The 17,204-nt window shown below is 44.7% G+C and carries 11 protein-coding genes; 8 read left to right on the top strand and 3 right to left on the bottom strand.

Annotated elements, in window-relative coordinates:
* The first annotated feature begins 507 nt into the window (after positions 1-507).
* The 4 genes from NYR53_RS24530 to NYR53_RS24515 all read left to right on the top strand — a co-directional run bounded on the left by NYR53_RS24530 (position 508) and on the right by NYR53_RS24515 (position 10,313).
* Entirely contained in the window at positions 508-9,081 is an 8,574-nt protein-coding gene (locus NYR53_RS24530; RefSeq protein ID WP_261301757.1) for a family 43 glycosylhydrolase, read from the top strand.
* A gap of 127 nt (positions 9,082-9,208) precedes the next feature.
* Positions 9,209-9,454: a hypothetical protein gene (locus NYR53_RS24525; RefSeq protein WP_261301756.1), complete on the top strand. Its 246-nt coding sequence runs from the start codon at positions 9,209-9,211 to the stop codon at positions 9,452-9,454.
* A gap of 191 nt (positions 9,455-9,645) precedes the next feature.
* Complete coding sequence (locus NYR53_RS24520) at positions 9,646-10,113, top strand: MarR family winged helix-turn-helix transcriptional regulator (RefSeq protein ID WP_261301755.1); 468 nt, start codon at positions 9,646-9,648, stop codon at positions 10,111-10,113.
* Between the two features lie 41 nt (positions 10,114-10,154).
* Positions 10,155-10,313 carry a hypothetical protein gene (locus NYR53_RS24515; RefSeq protein WP_261301754.1) on the top strand — a complete coding sequence of 53 codons (159 nt, stop codon included), beginning with the start codon at positions 10,155-10,157 and terminating at the stop codon, positions 10,311-10,313.
* Positions 10,314-10,712: 399 nt separating this feature from the next.
* Here NYR53_RS24515 and NYR53_RS24510 read toward each other — a convergent pair whose 3' ends face one another.
* From NYR53_RS24510 to NYR53_RS24500, 3 genes are all read right to left on the bottom strand, one after another.
* On the bottom strand, positions 10,713-10,997 hold the full coding sequence (locus NYR53_RS24510) for a DUF4183 domain-containing protein (protein WP_261301753.1): 285 nt from the start codon (positions 10,995-10,997) through the stop codon (positions 10,713-10,715).
* 59 nt (positions 10,998-11,056) lie between these two features.
* Positions 11,057-11,602: a DUF4183 domain-containing protein gene (locus NYR53_RS24505; RefSeq protein ID WP_261301752.1), complete on the bottom strand. Its 546-nt coding sequence runs from the start codon at positions 11,600-11,602 to the stop codon at positions 11,057-11,059.
* 376 nt (positions 11,603-11,978) lie between these two features.
* Positions 11,979-12,839: an AraC family transcriptional regulator gene (locus NYR53_RS24500; RefSeq protein ID WP_261301751.1), complete on the bottom strand. Its 861-nt coding sequence runs from the start codon at positions 12,837-12,839 to the stop codon at positions 11,979-11,981.
* Positions 12,840-12,971: 132 nt separating this feature from the next.
* On the opposite strand from NYR53_RS24500, the gene NYR53_RS24495 reads away from it, so the two are divergent.
* From NYR53_RS24495 to NYR53_RS24480, 4 genes are read left to right on the top strand one after another with little or no spacing between them, the layout of a single operon-like run.
* The gene (locus NYR53_RS24495) at positions 12,972-13,274 is read left to right on the top strand and encodes a hypothetical protein (protein WP_437180070.1); all 303 of its coding nucleotides are present in this window, start codon (positions 12,972-12,974) and stop codon (positions 13,272-13,274) included.
* Positions 13,271-14,767 carry a tagaturonate reductase gene (locus NYR53_RS24490; protein ID WP_261301750.1) on the top strand — a complete coding sequence of 499 codons (1,497 nt, stop codon included), beginning with the start codon at positions 13,271-13,273 and terminating at the stop codon, positions 14,765-14,767. The genes NYR53_RS24495 and NYR53_RS24490 overlap by 4 nt, the downstream gene beginning before the upstream one ends.
* Complete coding sequence (locus tag NYR53_RS24485) at positions 14,764-16,263, top strand: UxaA family hydrolase (protein ID WP_261301749.1); 1,500 nt, start codon at positions 14,764-14,766, stop codon at positions 16,261-16,263. Before NYR53_RS24490 ends, NYR53_RS24485 begins: the two co-directional genes overlap by 4 nt.
* Positions 16,260-17,204, top strand: a complete 945-nt coding sequence (locus NYR53_RS24480) for an aldo/keto reductase (RefSeq protein ID WP_261301748.1) — start codon at positions 16,260-16,262, stop codon at positions 17,202-17,204. Before NYR53_RS24485 ends, NYR53_RS24480 begins: the two co-directional genes overlap by 4 nt.

Raw genomic sequence — 17,204 nt, 5'->3', positions numbered from 1 at the left:
AATTTTGCAACAAACAGCCATTTTCGCTGCGACGACCAAAAAATTCTAATGAACTCTGAAACAACAAAAACGTAGCTACGCGGGTTAGCGGGCTCCGTTTTCTAATTAATTATGGAATATCACATTTTGTTTGTTATTTTTTTTATTTTTTTTTGTGATTTTTTTTTGTTATTTTTTTTATTTTTTTTTTTTGATTTTTCATATTAAGTGAGAAAACATTCATTTAGTTTGAGAAAATTGTTTCAAACCATCTATGGGGGCGCAGAATGGTTATGCGCTCTTTTTTATTTATTCTAGGGAGAAATACCAATGAAAAATTATCTTTATTGATTAGACCCGAGCGTGATTATGCAGGTAGCATTGCTAGCGGCGAAGAGTAAAAAAATCAAACTTTTACCGCAAATAATTCTATTTTTATTTCCCTGTTTATCCTATAAACTATTTTGTAAGCGGATTCATTCAATATATCACACCTAAATATCATAAAAAGTAGGAAGGGAAAAAATTATGGCGAAAATGAGGGTTTTGGCAGTCTTGTTAATTGTTACAATGCTTACAGGGTTAATCCCATTTACACCACCAGTCAAGGCAGTTGCGGCAGATAATAGTTTAATGCTGTGGTACAAGTTTAATGAGGGGAGTGGAACAACAGTTACGGATTACTCCGGTAACAACCGCAATGGTACCTTGAATGGTGGTTACACTTGGGGGACCGCGGCGAATGGATCGAGAGCGCTAGAACTGGACGGAAGCAGCGGATTCGTTCAAATGCCGAATGGTATTCTTACAGGGGTAACGGATATTACCGTAACGACCAGCGTCTATCTTGATACAGCGAATGCTGACCCGGCCTGGGTATATACTTTTGGCTCCACTGAATACGCTGGTGCACCAGGTACAACGTATTTCGCACTATTGGAAGACGGGGGCGGGAATCTTAGGAGCACGATCTCATTAAACCGGTGGGAAAATGAACAAAACACAGCAAAGAGAGCGTCTTTAACCAAAGGGGTATGGAAAAACGTTGCTTTTACTTTGTCAGGAACAACAGGAACGCTGTATGAAGATGGGGTAGTGATTGCCCAAACGACAAATGTTACGAATGCTCCTAAGAAGATTGGCGATCTGTACAACTATATCGGCAAACCTGAGTACTCGGCAGACAAGTATCTCAAAGGTAAAGTCTCAGATTTCCGCATATACAACCGTGCTTTATCCTCCAGTGAAGTGAAAAATGTCTGGATTGAGTCCTTAAATGATACGGATGCTGTCACAACCGTAAAAGGACTTCTTGATTTAGGGGATCTTTCTGCGGTAAAAGGCAATGTCAGTTTGCCTGCCGCATATGCCGGCGCCTCCATCGCATGGACTTCCGATAACCAGAGCGTTATCCGGAATGACGGTACTGTAACTAGACCGTCAGGTGTAAATACAACGGTAAACCTGACTGCTACGATAACCAGGGGCAGTGCAATCGATACAAAGATTTTCACTGCGACGGTATTGAAAAGCGGGACCGTATATTCCTTGGACTCCACTTCATATACGCTGAAAAAAAATACGACCCACGCAACGCTGTTAACTGTCACCTATGATGATTTATCTACAGCAAATGTCACCAGCAGTGCAATGTTTAGATCCTCGGACACAACGGTAGTATCAGTAGATGCCTTAGGTGTGGTTACGGGGATCAGTAGCGGAAATGCGACGATTACTGTAACATACAACGGACAAACATGGCAAGTATCTGTTACAGTAACTGAAGATTTGGTTTCATGGTACAAGTTTGATGAGACAAGCGGAGCGGCGGCAGCGGACTCCTCCGGAAACCATCGTCAAGCCACTCTTGTGGGTGGAGCTTCTTGGGTTCGCGGAGAAATTGCCAACGCCGTAGAACTTAACGGATCCAATCAATATGTCGATCTTCCTGATGGGATTGTATCTACTCTCCAAACTTGCACCATTTCAACTTTAGTTAATTTGGATACGGTGAAATGGTGGAACCGAATTTTTGATTTTGGCTCATCCCAAACGAATTATATGTTTGTCACGCCGGAAGCCGGAAACCTCCGTTTTGCCATACGAACACCCGCTATTAATGAACAAATCATCAATGGAACATCGCCCGTTCCGGCTAGTTCATGGCATCATGTTGCGGTCACATTAGACGGAGCGACGGGAATTCTCTACCTTGACGGTGTTGAAGTAGGACGCAACAGCTCCATGACGCTCAAACCCTCAGATTTGGGCAATACCACTTCAAACTATATCGGAAAGTCTCAATTTAATGATCCGCTTCTTCAAGGACGGGTGGATGACTTTCGTATTTACAACAGAGCACTTACTTCTGTTGAGATAAGTACACTTGCTGCATCATCACTGGCTAATGTAGCAGTGACAGGTGTGACGCTGGATAAAATCGGAGCAAGTTCTGTAGTTGGAGGTACGATACAATTAACAGCTGCAGTATCACCTTCAAATGCAACAAATCAGGTAGTAACCTGGACCAGCAGTAACCCTGCTGTAGCTACGGTAAGCGCTACAGGATTGGTTACAGCAGTTGGAGTAGGCAATACAGACATTACAGCTTCAACTGCCGACGGAGGCAAAACTGCAACTTGCGTTGTGTTCGTAGCAGCTAGTGCAGATGAGCTTCAAGATCCAGAGATAGAGTTGGCAAAAAAACAATTGGTGATTCCCAATGCAGGCGATATACGCGGCAACATCACATTGCCAAGCACAATGACGGTTGGAACGGAAACCGTGAATATCACCTGGACAACTGACAAATCTGATGTTGTGAATGTTAACGAACAGGTAAATGGAAATTATGATCATACACCTCCCGGTGTCGTTACAAGACAGGCAGCAGATACACAGGTATCATTAACCGCACACCTGACGCATGGAACAGCAACCGGAACAAAGGATATCACCATTACCGTTAAGGCAAAACCGGCACCGATCCATGAATCCGATTATGCAGGTTATTTATTTTCATACTTTACGGGTGCCAATCGGCCTGATGCGGAACAGACTTACTTCGGATTAAGTCAGGATGGCTTGCATTGGGACGCAATGAATGGTAACGATCCGGTACTGACTTCACATGTCGGAACCAAAGGCGTACGGGATCAGTTTATCATGCGTTCACCTGAAGGCGACAAGTTCTATCTGGTTGCTACGGATCTTCGGATCGCTGATACGGATTGGGGTTCGGCACAAACATCCGGAAGCAAGTCTGTGGTCATCTGGGAATCCACTGATTTGGTGAATTGGTCTAATGAACGATTGGTCAAGGTTGCCACGGATGATGCGGGAAATACATGGGCTCCTGAAGTTGTATATGATGACAAAACAGGAGAATATGTGATGTTCTGGGCATCACGAGTTGGATCGGATAACTATGCGAAACAAAGGATTTACATTTCCAAGACCAGGGATTTCTATACCTTTTCGAAACCTGAGATATGGATTGAAAGACCGGTTGATGTAATAGACGTAGATATAACAAAGTACAATGGAACCTATTACAGATTCTCAAAAGATGAAACACATTCCAATATTCTTATTGATACGTCCGATCAATTGCTGGGCAAGCCCTACAACGTACTTTCGTCCGATAGCGTTGGAGCGCAGCAGGGTGTGGAAGGTCCGGCAATCTTCAAATTCAACGGTGAGAATAAATGGTGCCTGCTGTTGGACAACTATGGCGGTGGAGGTTACTTTCCTATGGTATCCACTGACATCGCATCAGGGGTATTCAGGAAGCTTGACCCTTCCGAGTATAGGTTGCCGCCAGGACCGCGTCACGGCACAGTAATGCCGATTACAAAGGCGGAATACGATGCTGTTATGGCCAAATGGGGGGCATCGAAACCTGTGGAAGCTCCACAGCAAAACCCCGTACTGGAATATAAATTCGATGAAACAAAAACAGGCAACGCAATCCAGGATACCTCAGGCAATAACCGCACAGGCACCTTGAACGGGAATGCAACATACGTAACGGATTCGGATACGAACTCACAAGTCCTGTATCTGGATGGTTCGGACAGCACATACGCAGCTTTCCCCCAAGGCTTCTTTGATGGAAGGGATACGGTAACGGTTTCCATGGATATCAAGCCGGTAACGGTAGATGGAAACTTCTTTACCTTTGCGATCGGTAAAGATAACAACAAGTATATGTTCTTCCGAACACGGAATACTGAACTGCGGAATGCCATTACAACAGGCTCATGGGGCTCCGAGCAGGAGGTCAAAGCCACTACGGATTCCATAGCAGGCAAATGGATGAATATTAAGCTTGTCGTTACACCTACTAGCATGGCCATTTATAAGGATGGAAGATTGCTCAATAAAAACAAAAATGTAAACATATCCATGTCCGATTTAGGCAGGGACTTACTGGCCTATTTGGGAAAATCATTCTATAATGACCCGTACTTCAAAGGCTATTTTGATAATATCAAGGTATACAACCGCGCGCTTACGGATCAGGAAATCGAAAGTGAATTTGGTATTACGGATGATTCGGTAAAAATAATAAGCGCAGATGATGTAACAATGACTACAACAGTTGGCCAAGCACCTCAATTGCCTTCAAATGTAAAAGTGAGATACAGTAATAACACGACAGGTACCGTTCCTGTAACATGGGATGCCATCGATCCGCATCAGTATGCAAACCCAGGAGCCGTGACCGTACAAGGATCTTTATATGACAATGAGTACGAGAATCCGCTTATAATGAACCGAGCAGATCCATATATTTATAAGCATACAGATGGTTATTACTACTTTACTGCTTCATATACGGACGGCTCAGAAGGTCACAACAATGTAGGCATGTACCAGTATGACCGAATCATACTGAGAAGAGCAACAACGATACAGGGACTTGCTACTGCTGAGGAAAAGGTAATCTATACAAAGGCCCCCATTAACGGGAATCAAAGCCCCCATGTTTGGGCACCTGAAATCCATTATATGGATGGAAATTGGTATATCTATTATGCGGCCACAATATCCAATACCGATATTTGGCAGATTCGTCCCCAAGTACTAATGTGTCCAGGAAATCTGGACCCCTTGGTAAAAGAAAATTGGCAGTATATGGGACAGATGCAAAAGACCAATCTGTCAGACATGGCTTTTAATGGGTTTTCTTTAGACGCAACAACCTTTGAACATAATGGTACGAGATATCTTGTATGGGCACAGATTGATTCTGTTTCAAATTTGTATATAGCAAGAATGAAGGATCCATTGACGATCGATACGAATGCAGTAAAAATATCATCCCCCCTATATGATTGGGAAAAACATGGATATGAAGTGAATGAAGGACCAAGTGTCCTAAAGAAAAACGGAAAAATATTCATTTCCTATTCCGCAAGTGCTACGGATGCCCTTTACTGCCTTGGACTTCTAACGGCTTCCGATACAAGTGATTTGCTGAACCCTAGTTCATGGGAGAAGTCACCTGATCCGGTATTTAAATCTGATGCTGCAACCGGGCAATATGGACCGGGACACAATAGCTTTACAGTGTCCGAGGATGGTAAGGATGATATTCTTGTCTACCATGCACGTGAGGAAGAGAAGTACATCGGCAATGGTTATGAACCGTTATATGATGCAGGCAGGCATACCAGAGTTCAGAAATTGTATTGGAACAGTGATGGTACACCGAACTTTGGAGCACCTGTTGCTGATGGAAAAGTGCTGTCGTCTGTGCAAGCAAAAGTCAAGATTATAGTTGCAGAACCATCCCAAACAAATCCGGTGCTGGAATACAAATTCGATGAAACAAAAACAGGAAACGTCATCCAGGATACCTCAGGCAACAACCGCACAGGCACCTTGAACGGGAATGCAACCTACGTAACGGATTCGGATACGAACTCGCAAGTCCTGTATCTGGATGGTTCGGACGGCACCTACGCAGCTTTCCCCCATGGCTTCTTTGATCGAAGGGATTCGGTAACGGTTTCCATGGATATCAAGCCGGTAACGGTAGATGGAAACTTCTTTACCTTTGCGATCGGTAAAGATAACAACAAGTATATGTTCTTCCGAACACGGAATACGGAACTGCGGAATGCCATTACAACAGGCTCATGGGGCTCCGAGCAGGAGGTCAAAGCCGCTACGGATCCCATAGCAGGCAAATGGATGAATATCAAGCTAGTCGTTACACCTACTAGCATGGCCATTTATAAGGATGGAAGATTGCTCAGTAAAAACAATCATGTCAATATTGCCATTTCCAATTTAGGCGAGGACTTACTGGCCTATTTAGGAAAATCATTCTATAATGACCCGTACTTTAAAGGCTATTTTGATAATATCAAGGTATACAACCGCGCGCTTACGGAAACAGAAATCGCCCAAGAATTCAACATCACGGATATTCCACTGATCAAGGGTGCGTCAGCAGACGGCTACAGTATTGTTACAACGAAAGCCGATGCGGCGAACCATAAGGCTACGGTATATTTCAGCCGCAGCAATAGCACGAAAAAAGATTTGAAACAAGTGCCGCTAACCTACGTGCTGTCCGAAGGGTGCACGATGGATGGAACAAACGGTCAGACTGTGGATCTATCGAATCCTGTTTCCGTTACCATCCATTTACCGGATCAAAGTACGCAGGTATGGACCGTGCAAGGCGTATTTGCCAACAATCCGGCTTTGGGCGGTCAATTTGCAGATCCTGATATTGACGTTTTTAACGGGAAATTCTACATCTACCCGACAACCGACGGATTTGAAGGCTGGAACGGAACACAATTCCACGTATTCTCGTCCGAAAATATGATGGTTTGGAAAGATGAAGGAGTTATTTTGGATGCGGAAGCAGGTAAAGACGTCCCTTGGTCGATAGGAAGCGCATGGGCGCCAACCATTGAAGAAAAGAACGGAAAATATTATTTCTACTTTTGTGCGAAGCGTCAAGATGGAGCTTCCTTAATCGGCGTAGCTGCAGCTGACCGCCCGACGGGTCCATTTATAGCGCAAAGCACACCGCTGATAACTCCTGAGATTGTGAAGAATGCTGGTATTACAACCATGTGGCAGACCATCGACCCCTCCATCTTCACGGATGACGATGGAACTTCCTATATGACTTTTGGTAACGGATCTCCTGCCATCGTCCAGCTCAATGATGATATGGTAAGCTTAAAACCGGGAACGATGAGAAGCCTGACTGGAGCAACCGATTTTAGGGAATCCATGGTAGTCATAAAGAGAAACGGATTATACCACTTTACCTGGACGTGCGATGATGCAGGCAGTGAAAACTATCATGTCAATTACGGTACGTCAAGCAACCTGAATGGCCAAATTGATTTCAAGTATACGTTGTTGGCGAAGGACACAAGCAAAGATATCCTAGGTACAGGACACCAGTCAATCGTCAAGGTGCCCGGCAAGGACGAGTATTATATCGCCTACCATAGGTTTGTAACGCCATTGGGACAGTACACCAGCGGATTCGGCTTCCATCGGGAGACTAGCATCGATAAGCTGGAGTTTAATGCAAATGGGTTGATGAAAGTTGTAACGCCAACCCTGGAGGGTATTACCCAACCTGTAATAGCCGTACCCGTAACAGGTATAACCGTAACGGGCGGAACGACTGTAGAAGCAGGCAAGACGCTTCAAATGAATGCTTCCGTAACACCGGAGAATGCAGCGGACAAGACGGTTACATGGAGTGTTGTAAATGGAACCGGTCAGGCAACAATCGATACAACCGGATTGTTAACAGCGAATGGCGCCGGAACCGTTATAGTTAAGGCTATAGCGAACGATGGTTCAGGCGTTGTAGGAGAATGTGATATTACCATAACTGCTAAACCATCACCAACACCTACGTCAACACCTACTTCAACGCCAGCACAACCAGAACCAACACGAACTCCTGGCAAAGTTGAGGTGGCCCCGCCAGTTGTTGATCAAGCAACAGGCACGGCAACGGCAACTGTCGATTCAGCTGCCCTGGATAAGGCACTTCAAGAGTCCAACGTTGCGCTGGTTGAAATACCAAAGGCTGAAGGCGCAAATTCATTCGTTATCAGATTGCCGGCTCCGGCTCTGGCATCAACGGGTGCTGCAAAGATAGTAAAATTGAAAACAAAAGCAGCTGATTTAGCGGTTCCTACCAATATGCTGGAGGCATCCGAATTAGTTGGGGCAGATAAGGTTGACATTGCGATAGGAAAAGCGGATACCTCAAAGCTCGACAGTGAGACAAAAGCCGCCATCGGCGAAAGGCCTGTCATTGAGCTTAACCTTAAGGTTGATGGTACAACAAGGTCATGGAGCAATCCGAATGCACCTGTTACCGTAACAATTCCCTATACTCCAACCGCTGCTGAATTGGCAGATCCTGAACATATTACGGTATGGTATATTGACGGAAACGGGAAAGCTGTTGCAATGCCGACAGCCAAATACGATCCGGAGTCCGGCAAAATCACCTTCATAACCACACATTTCAGCAGGTATGCCGTAACGTATGTGAATGACTCCTTTAGCGATATTAACAACTACCTATGGGCGAAGAGGGCCATCGAGGTCATGGCTTCCAAAGGGGTAATCAACGGAGTGGCTGCAGACCGATTTGCGCCGGACAGTAATATTACGAGAGCAGATTTCGTGTTCATCTTGGTAAAAGCCCTCGGACTTTCTGCAAAGACAGACAGCAATTTTGCTGGTGTACGGCAGGACGCTTATTATACAGATGCTCTTGCAGTGGCCAAAAAGCTTGGAATCGCAACTGGCGTCGGAGACAACAGGTTTAATCCCGATGAGAAGATATCCAGGCAGGACCTGATGATACTGATCGACCGTGCAATGAAAATCAACAAGAAGGAACTGGCAGCAGGTTCGGATGCGGATCTTGCCCAATTCGAGGATCATGCAAGTGTTGCACCCTATGCAGTACAAAGCGTATCAATCCTAATCAAGAACGGAATTGTTACCGGTGATGGAGCAAAAATAAATCCTCTAGGTAACGCTACAAGAGCGGAAGCAGTTGTTCTGATCTACAGAATATACAACAAGTAGAATCTGTAGAAATCTGTAAAATTGATCATCAAACATTCCCTACCATCAAACAAGCCCGGGTATGAACATGAACCCGGGCTTGATATTGCCCCCCCCCCCAATACAATCAAACGGATCTGAGAAGGGTATGGCTACTTTATCAGGTAAGACACGAGAAGGCCTAGCTCAGCTTTTCACCGCTAATTTAGAATGGCTAGAACGAGTGATGGATCAGGGGCGGCGTGAAGGGCAACTAAACTTTGAAGGTGCCGCGAATGTGCAAGCCCAACAATTCCTTGCTTCGCTTCAAGGTGCGCAATTACTTGCTAGAAGTTTTCGGGATACAAGTAGGTTTGACTTGATTGCCGAAGGATTAATATCCGCTTTAACTTAAAAAAGAACTATTATGAGGTCACCAGATCTTTCTGGTCGACCTCTTTTTTGTAAGGTCGTAAGATAGCGGTAGCCGGGTAATGAACGATTCTGCTATTTTTCCTATACATGTTGACATGAATTGATTTAAGGAATATATTTATCTTAAATAAAAGATATTTAAATCAAAGATAAATGCAAGAGGTGATTTTAATGCCCATTCAACTAGATGATGCTCACGAGATTTCCCTTAAGTTATTTGTTGTTCTTTCCAAGGCTTACAAAGCGATCACGGAACAAGCTGTAAAAGATGCAAAGCAATATGGTTTATCACCTTCCGAATTCATGATTCTAGAAGTGTTATATGCGAAGGGGAAAATTCCTTTGCAGCAAATTGGAGAGAAAATATTAATTACAAGCGGCAGTATCACTTACAATATCGACAAATTGGAGAAGAAGGATCTTTTGAGACGCGTGCCTTCAAGTGAAGATCGTAGGGTGATCTATGCTGAAATTACGGACGCTGGAAATGAATTATTTAATCGGATCTTTCCCGAACATGCTGCTAAAATCCATTCTTTAATGAAGGCTGTCACACAAGAAGAACAGCAAGTTGCGATTGAACTGCTCAAGAAATTGGGGAAAGGAGTGCTGGGGGGGGAGGATGGCTGTATGAGCTAAGTGCCAATGCGGAACTTTTTCAAATTTGGTTTGAGCCTGGATTGACGGAAGCGATGTGGAGAAAGCCAACTTATCGCCAGTATGAGCATGAAGAATTTCCACAAGTAAGCCATGAAGCAGGATATAAAGTGAAAACGGTAATTGGTGCAGATGCTCCCATCCTGTTGGTTGATGAAATTGAAATGTACGAACACGGATGAAGAGGTAATGCGGCTGATCCTCATCAAGGTTCCAACAACGGTGGCTTATCCACTTTATCGTAAAAGATAATTGTGGCTCTCGCTTCACGCCATATATCTTTAATTAAAGATTATTAAATTAAAACTAATAGGAGATGATTTAACATGTTAGCATTTTAAGCCGGGCGTATTCATGGCTGTATTGGTTGGATTATTCGAACTGATCGGGTGTGTGTAAGAGAGATTACCACTTTTGATTCAGGAACTGCCGCAAATTGTACTGACCCCTGGGATGATTATATAAACTAGTAAGATTGCTTAATCGGAAACTTTCTTCCACTTTTTAGTGGCTCCTTGTCCAAAAAATGCAATCACCCTGTATCAGCCAGGGCAATTGCATTTGCGATGCAAAAACAAGGTTTAAGATACGACGAATTGAACGATAATTGGAGTTCCTCCGTCCAGAGCATCTCCTCCGGGGATTGTGATTGCAGTTGTAGTTACGGAAGACGTGTCAGCTGTTTGCATAATACCGTTAATATAGAGGTTATAATAGTTGAACGCGCTTGGAAATGCTGTAGCAGTTACGCCGGCATCGTTTGTAAATGTAGTTGCAGCAATTGCAAATGTCGCGCCAGTCCCTGTTCCGCTAGCAATGTCGGAAGTAAATCTTCTGGTGTTTTGATACGGTGTCACGATAGGCATGTTTCTTCACCTCCTTCCCTATTAAACTATTCCGTTATTTGGAAGATGTGCTAGTTATTTTAATTAACACCAGGAATGACTAAGGCTAAGAATTGAATAATCTCTATTGTAATTGGTGTGCCGTTATATATAGTGCTGCCTTCGGGGTACAAGATCAATGTGTTCGGGCTAACATTGGAAATGTTACTTGTTTGCAATATCCCATTTATAAAAAGATTATAGTAACTATTAGGTCCGAGGCCTAAAAAAGAGGTAGACAAATCTCCGTTATCATCTATAAAGAGATTAGCCGGAATAATTACTGGGGCCGATGAAGATATATCAGTGTCCGCAATATAGTAGTATCTATTAACCATAGGAACGATAGAAACTTCGGGGAGTGGACCTGGAGGACCTTGTAATCCCGCAACTCCTTGTTCTCCCTGTGGTCCAGGGGGGCCTTGCAATCCCCTATTTCCTTGTTCTCCACGAGGCCCAGGCAATTCTTTTGATTTTGGAACACGAACACATACAACCTTTTTTAGGCACTTCTTACGGACTATCCGGATTTTTTTTCGTTTCTTTTTCGGAAAACAATGTTTTTTTTGTTTTTTGACAGCGTTCAATTTGATTTTTTTCGGCAGAAGAGTTTTGCGTTTATATTTTCTGGAGTTGCAACATCTCAAAAAAAACACCTTCCCCCGTTCTGCATTTTGTTAAATTCATAAAATTTTCCATTTTTATTATGCTATGCCTATTTTATGCCTTCAACCATTTTGATGCATGGACTTATGACTAATAATGACTAGACTAGAATCTATTTTAAGATATAAACTTCTTCCATAGTTTTCTTACGTTTTCACGGACAGCAAAAAAACCTCTCCTTTGTTTTGATGGTGGCCCTACACTTCCATTTTGCCAAGGTTTGGTTTCTTTTTGTTTGTACAAATTTATGAATAAGGGCTAATCCCCCAATGTCATTGACCTTGAGGGACACATTTTCTATTTCATTTGAAGACGGTAAGCTCTTGGCGTTAATCCTGTCAGACTTTTAAAAGTTTGATAAAAATGACGCATGCCTTGGAAGCCGCAGGCTAGCGCTACAGTTTCGATGTTATCCTCCGTCGATAGCAGCAAATCTTTGGCTCGGACAAGTCGTTTAGCATTCACATAGTCGGTCACATTCATTCCTGTCAGTTGCTTAAAGACACGTGCGAAGTGGCTGGCGCTGACACACGCTTTTTCGGACAATTCTGAAAGTCCGCCGCAACGAACAGGGTCACAGTCAATGTCCCGTAAAGCATTTCGGAGCCACTGAGGGCCGATCCCATTCAGCGGAGATGACGCTTCTTTCGTGTATGGATGCCGGCTTAACACAAGCAACAATTGATGCAAGTGTAGACGGAGTGCATGACGGTAGCCGAAATCTTTTGCAATATGTTCACGTTTCATCGCATTAATGGCCGTTTCAATCGCCAGGCGGACCGGCTTGGAAAGCTTGATTTTATACTGTTTCTTTTTTCGGGCAACTTCAAAGCACCTAAGTGTTTCGTATCCATCACCAAGTGAGTCTGCTTGTAATAACGTTGGTGCGAAAAATACGGCCGTAGAAACAATAGGATCGTTGGCGGACGGAAATGCGCGGTGAACAGTGTTGCCGGGGATGAGGAATAAATCTCCCTGTTCTTTTTCGTAGAGGGCGTCATCGATAAAAAACATTCCTTTCCCTTTGTGAACGTATACCACTTCGTACAAGTCGTGCAAATGGTCCGGAAGTTCACTTTCCGAATATCGAAGACCTTTATAAACCATTTCGAACGGAAAGATCGGATCCAGAAAAAATGGCTTGCGAATTGGTTGCACGCAGATGACCTCCAATAAGATGTGTTGTTTCTAAAATATATCAAAATCGGATATAAATATGCAATGAACTGACATTTTAATTTCTTATTATTATCGTAAAATAAAATCATGATGAGAGGAGAGGACTTCCCCATGCGTATTGATGCTCAACAACATTATTGGTCGATGTCTCGCACAGATTATGGATGGATTACACCTGAACTACCGGTGTTGTACCGAGACTATCTGCCTGAAGATCTCGACATTCATTTGAAGAAACATAGCATAGACGGCACCATCACCGTTCAGGCAGCCCCTACATATCAGGAAACTGAGTATTTGTTTACACTTGCCGATCGTTCGGACTCTCTCCAAAGCGCCATACCGAAGTCGTGGGGAAGACAAGAAAGAGCGAAATTATTTGGAGAAAATGCAAGGGAGTTTTACAAGCTATGATGATGGAGCGATTAAACTCGAACTTATTGACGGGGGAACAGAAACGCCGGTTTGAAGCCGTCTCGGCTAGTCCGGTCACCGTTCTGCAAATTGGAGAAGGAAATTTCTTGAGAGGGTTCGCAGACTGGATGCTTCATGTAAGCAGAGAGCAAGGGTTGTTTCATGGAAGCGTCGCTGTTACCCAGCCCAGATCTACCGGCAAAGCTAAAATAGAAGAGTTGGCTGCGCAAGACGGGATCTATACACTTGTCATCCGGGGGTTGGAAGACGGTCTGCCGGTAGAACGCCAAAGTATGGTGTCCATATTTTCCCAGATTATCAATCCTTACGAGGAATGGAATCGGTTTATCGCCTTGGCGGAAAGCGATGACTTAAGATTCGTCATTTCCAATACGACGGAAGCAGGAATCGCATACAAACAGGAACAACTGTCTGAGAGCCCCATTGCTTCGTTCCCGGGAAAAATGGCTTATTTGCTTTATCGCCGGTATCTTGCGTTTGGCGGTGCAGAGGATAAAGGCTTAATCTTCCTCCCTTGCGAGCTGTTAGAAAGGAATGGAGATACACTTCGCGACATCGTCATTCGATACAGCTTGGATTGGGGGTTCCCGGACGATTTTCGGGCATGGCTGGCGTCGAGCAACCGTTTCTTGAACACGCTGGTCGATCGGATTGTCACCGGTTACCCGGGGGAAGAGCAGGCGCAAGCATGGTTTTCAGAATGGTCGTATACGGATCGGTTGCTGACGACAGCAGAACCGTATCATCTGTGGGCCATCCAAGGTGAAGAGACGTTGGATGAGCAGCTGCCGCTACAAAAGGCCGGATTGAACGTGCACTGGACAAACGATTTGCGCCCGTATCAGCAACGTAAAGTGCGCATCCTCAATGCTGCTCATACATGGATGGCGCCACTAGGCATTCTTCATGGTGTCGAACATGTTCGGGAGCTTATGGAGCATCAAGTTTTAGGGCAGGCAGTCAAGGCGATGGTTCGTTTTGAAATCATACCTACCCTTCCATACTCAGTAGGCGAGATGAATACTTATGCGGATACCGTGTTCGAAAGATTTAATAATCCGTTCATCCGTCACAGGCTTTCGGATATCAGCATGAACAGTTTATCAAAGTTTAAAGTTAGGTTGCTTCCATCACTTAGCCATTATGCTGATCTTGGACTTCAGATTCCGGAAGGACTCGTCGTCGGGATGGCCGGCTTGCTGCGATATTATTGTATAGCTCAAGTGGACGGTCAGTTTGAAGGTCGAGATTTTCAGGGAGGAACGTATGTCGTTCGAGACGACGCAGAGTCATTGATGCGGATAGCAGAAATCTGGGCGAAAACTAAAAAAAATGGTGAGGATTTGCAAAGTACCATAAAAGAGCTATTGGCTCTAACAACGGTTTGGGGCAAAGACCTTTCAGATTGGATCGGCTTGGCAGATTCGATATGTTATTGGTGGGTAAAAGCAGAAGGAGGGGATAGAGGATGAAACCTTGGGTACGATTATCACCAAACGATCAAGTCATTATAGCACTAGCTTCGTTTTCGGAGGGACAGAAACTGACGTTGGAGGACGGATCCCCGTTGATTTTGATGGAGGATGTCTCGCGAGGTCACAAAATCGCAACAGACTTTGTCCCTGTAGGTCATGACGTGCACAAATTTGGCTATTCTATCGGCAAAGCATCTGTCGATATTGAGCCAGGTACTTGGGTACACACGCATAATTTGAGAACCGGTTTGGAAGGTATCGTGAACTACAGCTACGAGCCGACACGCGAATTAAATTCATCTGTAAATCCGGCGGATGCGCATCGTACATTTATGGGGTATGAGCGACCAAACGGAGAAGTCGGTATCCGCAATGATATTTGGATTATTAATACGGTTGGCTGCATTAATAAGACATGCGAGCTGCTGGCCAAAAAAGGTAACGAATTGTTCGGGGACCAGGTAGACGGCATCGCCCACTTCGCCCATCCGTTCGGATGCTCGCAACTAGGTGATGACCTCAAATTCACGCAAAAGCTGCTAGCCTCCCTTGTCAACCATCCGAATGCCGCTGGCGTGCTAGTCGTCGGGCTGGGGTGCGAGAACAACCAGATCGATTTGTTCAAAGCAGCAATCGGAGACTATGATCCGAATCGGGTCAAATTTCTAAAGTCGCAGGATTCGGAGGACGAACTGGAGGAAGGCATAACGTTGATCGGAGAACTGATCGACTTTGCCCGAACGTTCACCAGAAAGCCGCTCCCGTTAGCGAAAATCAAGATTGGCTTGAAATGCGGGGGGTCTGATGGTTTTTCCGGGATCACGGCGAATCCGCTTGTCGGAGGGGTTTCAGACAGGCTCATCGCCGCAGGAGGAACCGCCATACTTACGGAAGTGCCCGAAATGTTTGGAGCGGAGACGATACTGATGAAGCGGGCGTCGGATGAAGATGTATTCGGCAGGATCGTCGATCTAATCAACGATTTTAAGCAATATTACATTCGGCACAACCAAGTCATCTATGAGAATCCATCGCCCGGTAATAAATCCGGCGGCATTAGCACGCTTGAGGAAAAGTCATTAGGCTGCACCCAAAAGGGAGGCCATTCGCTTGTCACGGATGTGATTCCTTATGGTGAAAGGGTCGTCAAGACAGGGTTGAACTTGCTCGAAGCACCGGGGAACGATTTGGTTTCTGTTACAGCTCTTACAGCTGCAGGTGCGCACATCGTACTTTTCACGACGGGGAGAGGAACGCCGTTTGGAGGCCCTGTACCCACCGTTAAAATCTCGACAAACTCGGAGCTCGCTGGGCGCAAAAAGAATTGGATCGACTTTAATGCCGGCCGACTCCTGGAAGGCCAAAGCATGGAGGAACTCATAGATGAATTGTGGGAATCGATGATCGCAATCGCTTCTGGCGAGATGCTTACGCATAACGAGAAAAACGGGTTTAAGGAAATTGCTATTTTCAAGGACGGAGTGATTTTATGAAGTATCGCCCCTTAGGAAAGACAGGATTGGAAGTCTCCACGCTTAGCTTCGGCGCTTCCTCCCTTGGTTCCGTATTTCGCCAAACGGATGACACGGAAGCCATTCGCACCGTACATGCGGCTATTGATGCTGGTATTAATTATATGGATGTTTCACCTTATTATGGAGCCACGAAAGCTGAAACGGTATTAGGCAAAGCGATCAGTCAAGTGTCTCGTGAGAACTTCTATTTATCTACAAAAGCCGGCAGATATGGTGTGGATACATTCGACTTTTCAAGCTCGAGAATTGAATCCAGTTTGGAAGAAAGTCTGCGCAGGCTGAAGACGGATTATGTCGATATATTGTTCTTGCATGATATTGAATTCGTTCAACCGGAAATCATTTTGCAAGAAGCGATACCTGCATTGGAGCGGTTAAAACAGCAGGGAAAAATCCGATTCACAGGCATTTGCGGTTTGCCTCTGGCTTTGTTTGAACAACTATTGCCGAAAGTTCAAGTCGATGCCATTATTTCTTACTGTCATTACTCTCTGAATGATACTTCCCTATTGCGAATACTACCGCTCTTAGAAACATTCGGTGTCGGACTTGTCAATGCTTCCCCCTTATCGATGGGATTGCTAAGCACTCGTGGAACTCCTGAATGGCATCCGGCTAGCCCGGAATTAAAAGCAACTTGCCTTCAGGCTGCACAGTTAGTCGCAGAGCGCGGAGAAGACATTGCGAAGCTAGCGGTTCAATTCTCGACGAACAATGAACGCATTCCAACGACGCTTGTAAGCACAGCAAATCCTGTAAATATCCAAAAAAACGCAAAGTGGACGGATGAGCCCATGGATCTGGATTTGTTGAATGAAGTTTTACATATTCTAAAACCGATTCATAACAAAACTTGGGTCAGCGGACTGCCGCAATATAACGAAAATATTCTAGTATAA

Origin of the sequence: Paenibacillus andongensis (genome assembly GCF_025369935.1) — a bacterium.
In the GTDB taxonomy this organism is placed as follows: domain Bacteria; phylum Bacillota; class Bacilli; order Paenibacillales; family NBRC-103111; genus Paenibacillus_E; species Paenibacillus_E andongensis.
This window is presented reverse-complemented; position numbering and strand designations above follow the sequence as displayed.

What these genes read in the sequence shown, in the direction of transcription:
- NYR53_RS24530 (WP_261301757.1), top strand. Translation starts at nt 508, where the DNA reads ATGGCGAAAATGAGGGTTTTGGCAGTCTTGTTAATTGTTACAATGCTT.
- NYR53_RS24525 (WP_261301756.1), top strand. Translation starts at nt 9,209, where the DNA reads ATGGCTACTTTATCAGGTAAGACACGAGAAGGCCTAGCTCAGCTTTTC.
- NYR53_RS24520 (WP_261301755.1), top strand. Translation starts at nt 9,646, where the DNA reads ATGCCCATTCAACTAGATGATGCTCACGAGATTTCCCTTAAGTTATTT.
- NYR53_RS24510 (WP_261301753.1), bottom strand. Translation starts at nt 10,997, where the DNA reads ATGCCTATCGTGACACCGTATCAAAACACCAGAAGATTTACTTCCGAC.
- NYR53_RS24495 (WP_437180070.1), top strand. Translation starts at nt 12,972, where the DNA reads ATGCGTATTGATGCTCAACAACATTATTGGTCGATGTCTCGCACAGAT.
- NYR53_RS24490 (WP_261301750.1), top strand. Translation starts at nt 13,271, where the DNA reads ATGATGATGGAGCGATTAAACTCGAACTTATTGACGGGGGAACAGAAA.
- NYR53_RS24485 (WP_261301749.1), top strand. Translation starts at nt 14,764, where the DNA reads ATGAAACCTTGGGTACGATTATCACCAAACGATCAAGTCATTATAGCA.
- NYR53_RS24480 (WP_261301748.1), top strand. Translation starts at nt 16,260, where the DNA reads ATGAAGTATCGCCCCTTAGGAAAGACAGGATTGGAAGTCTCCACGCTT.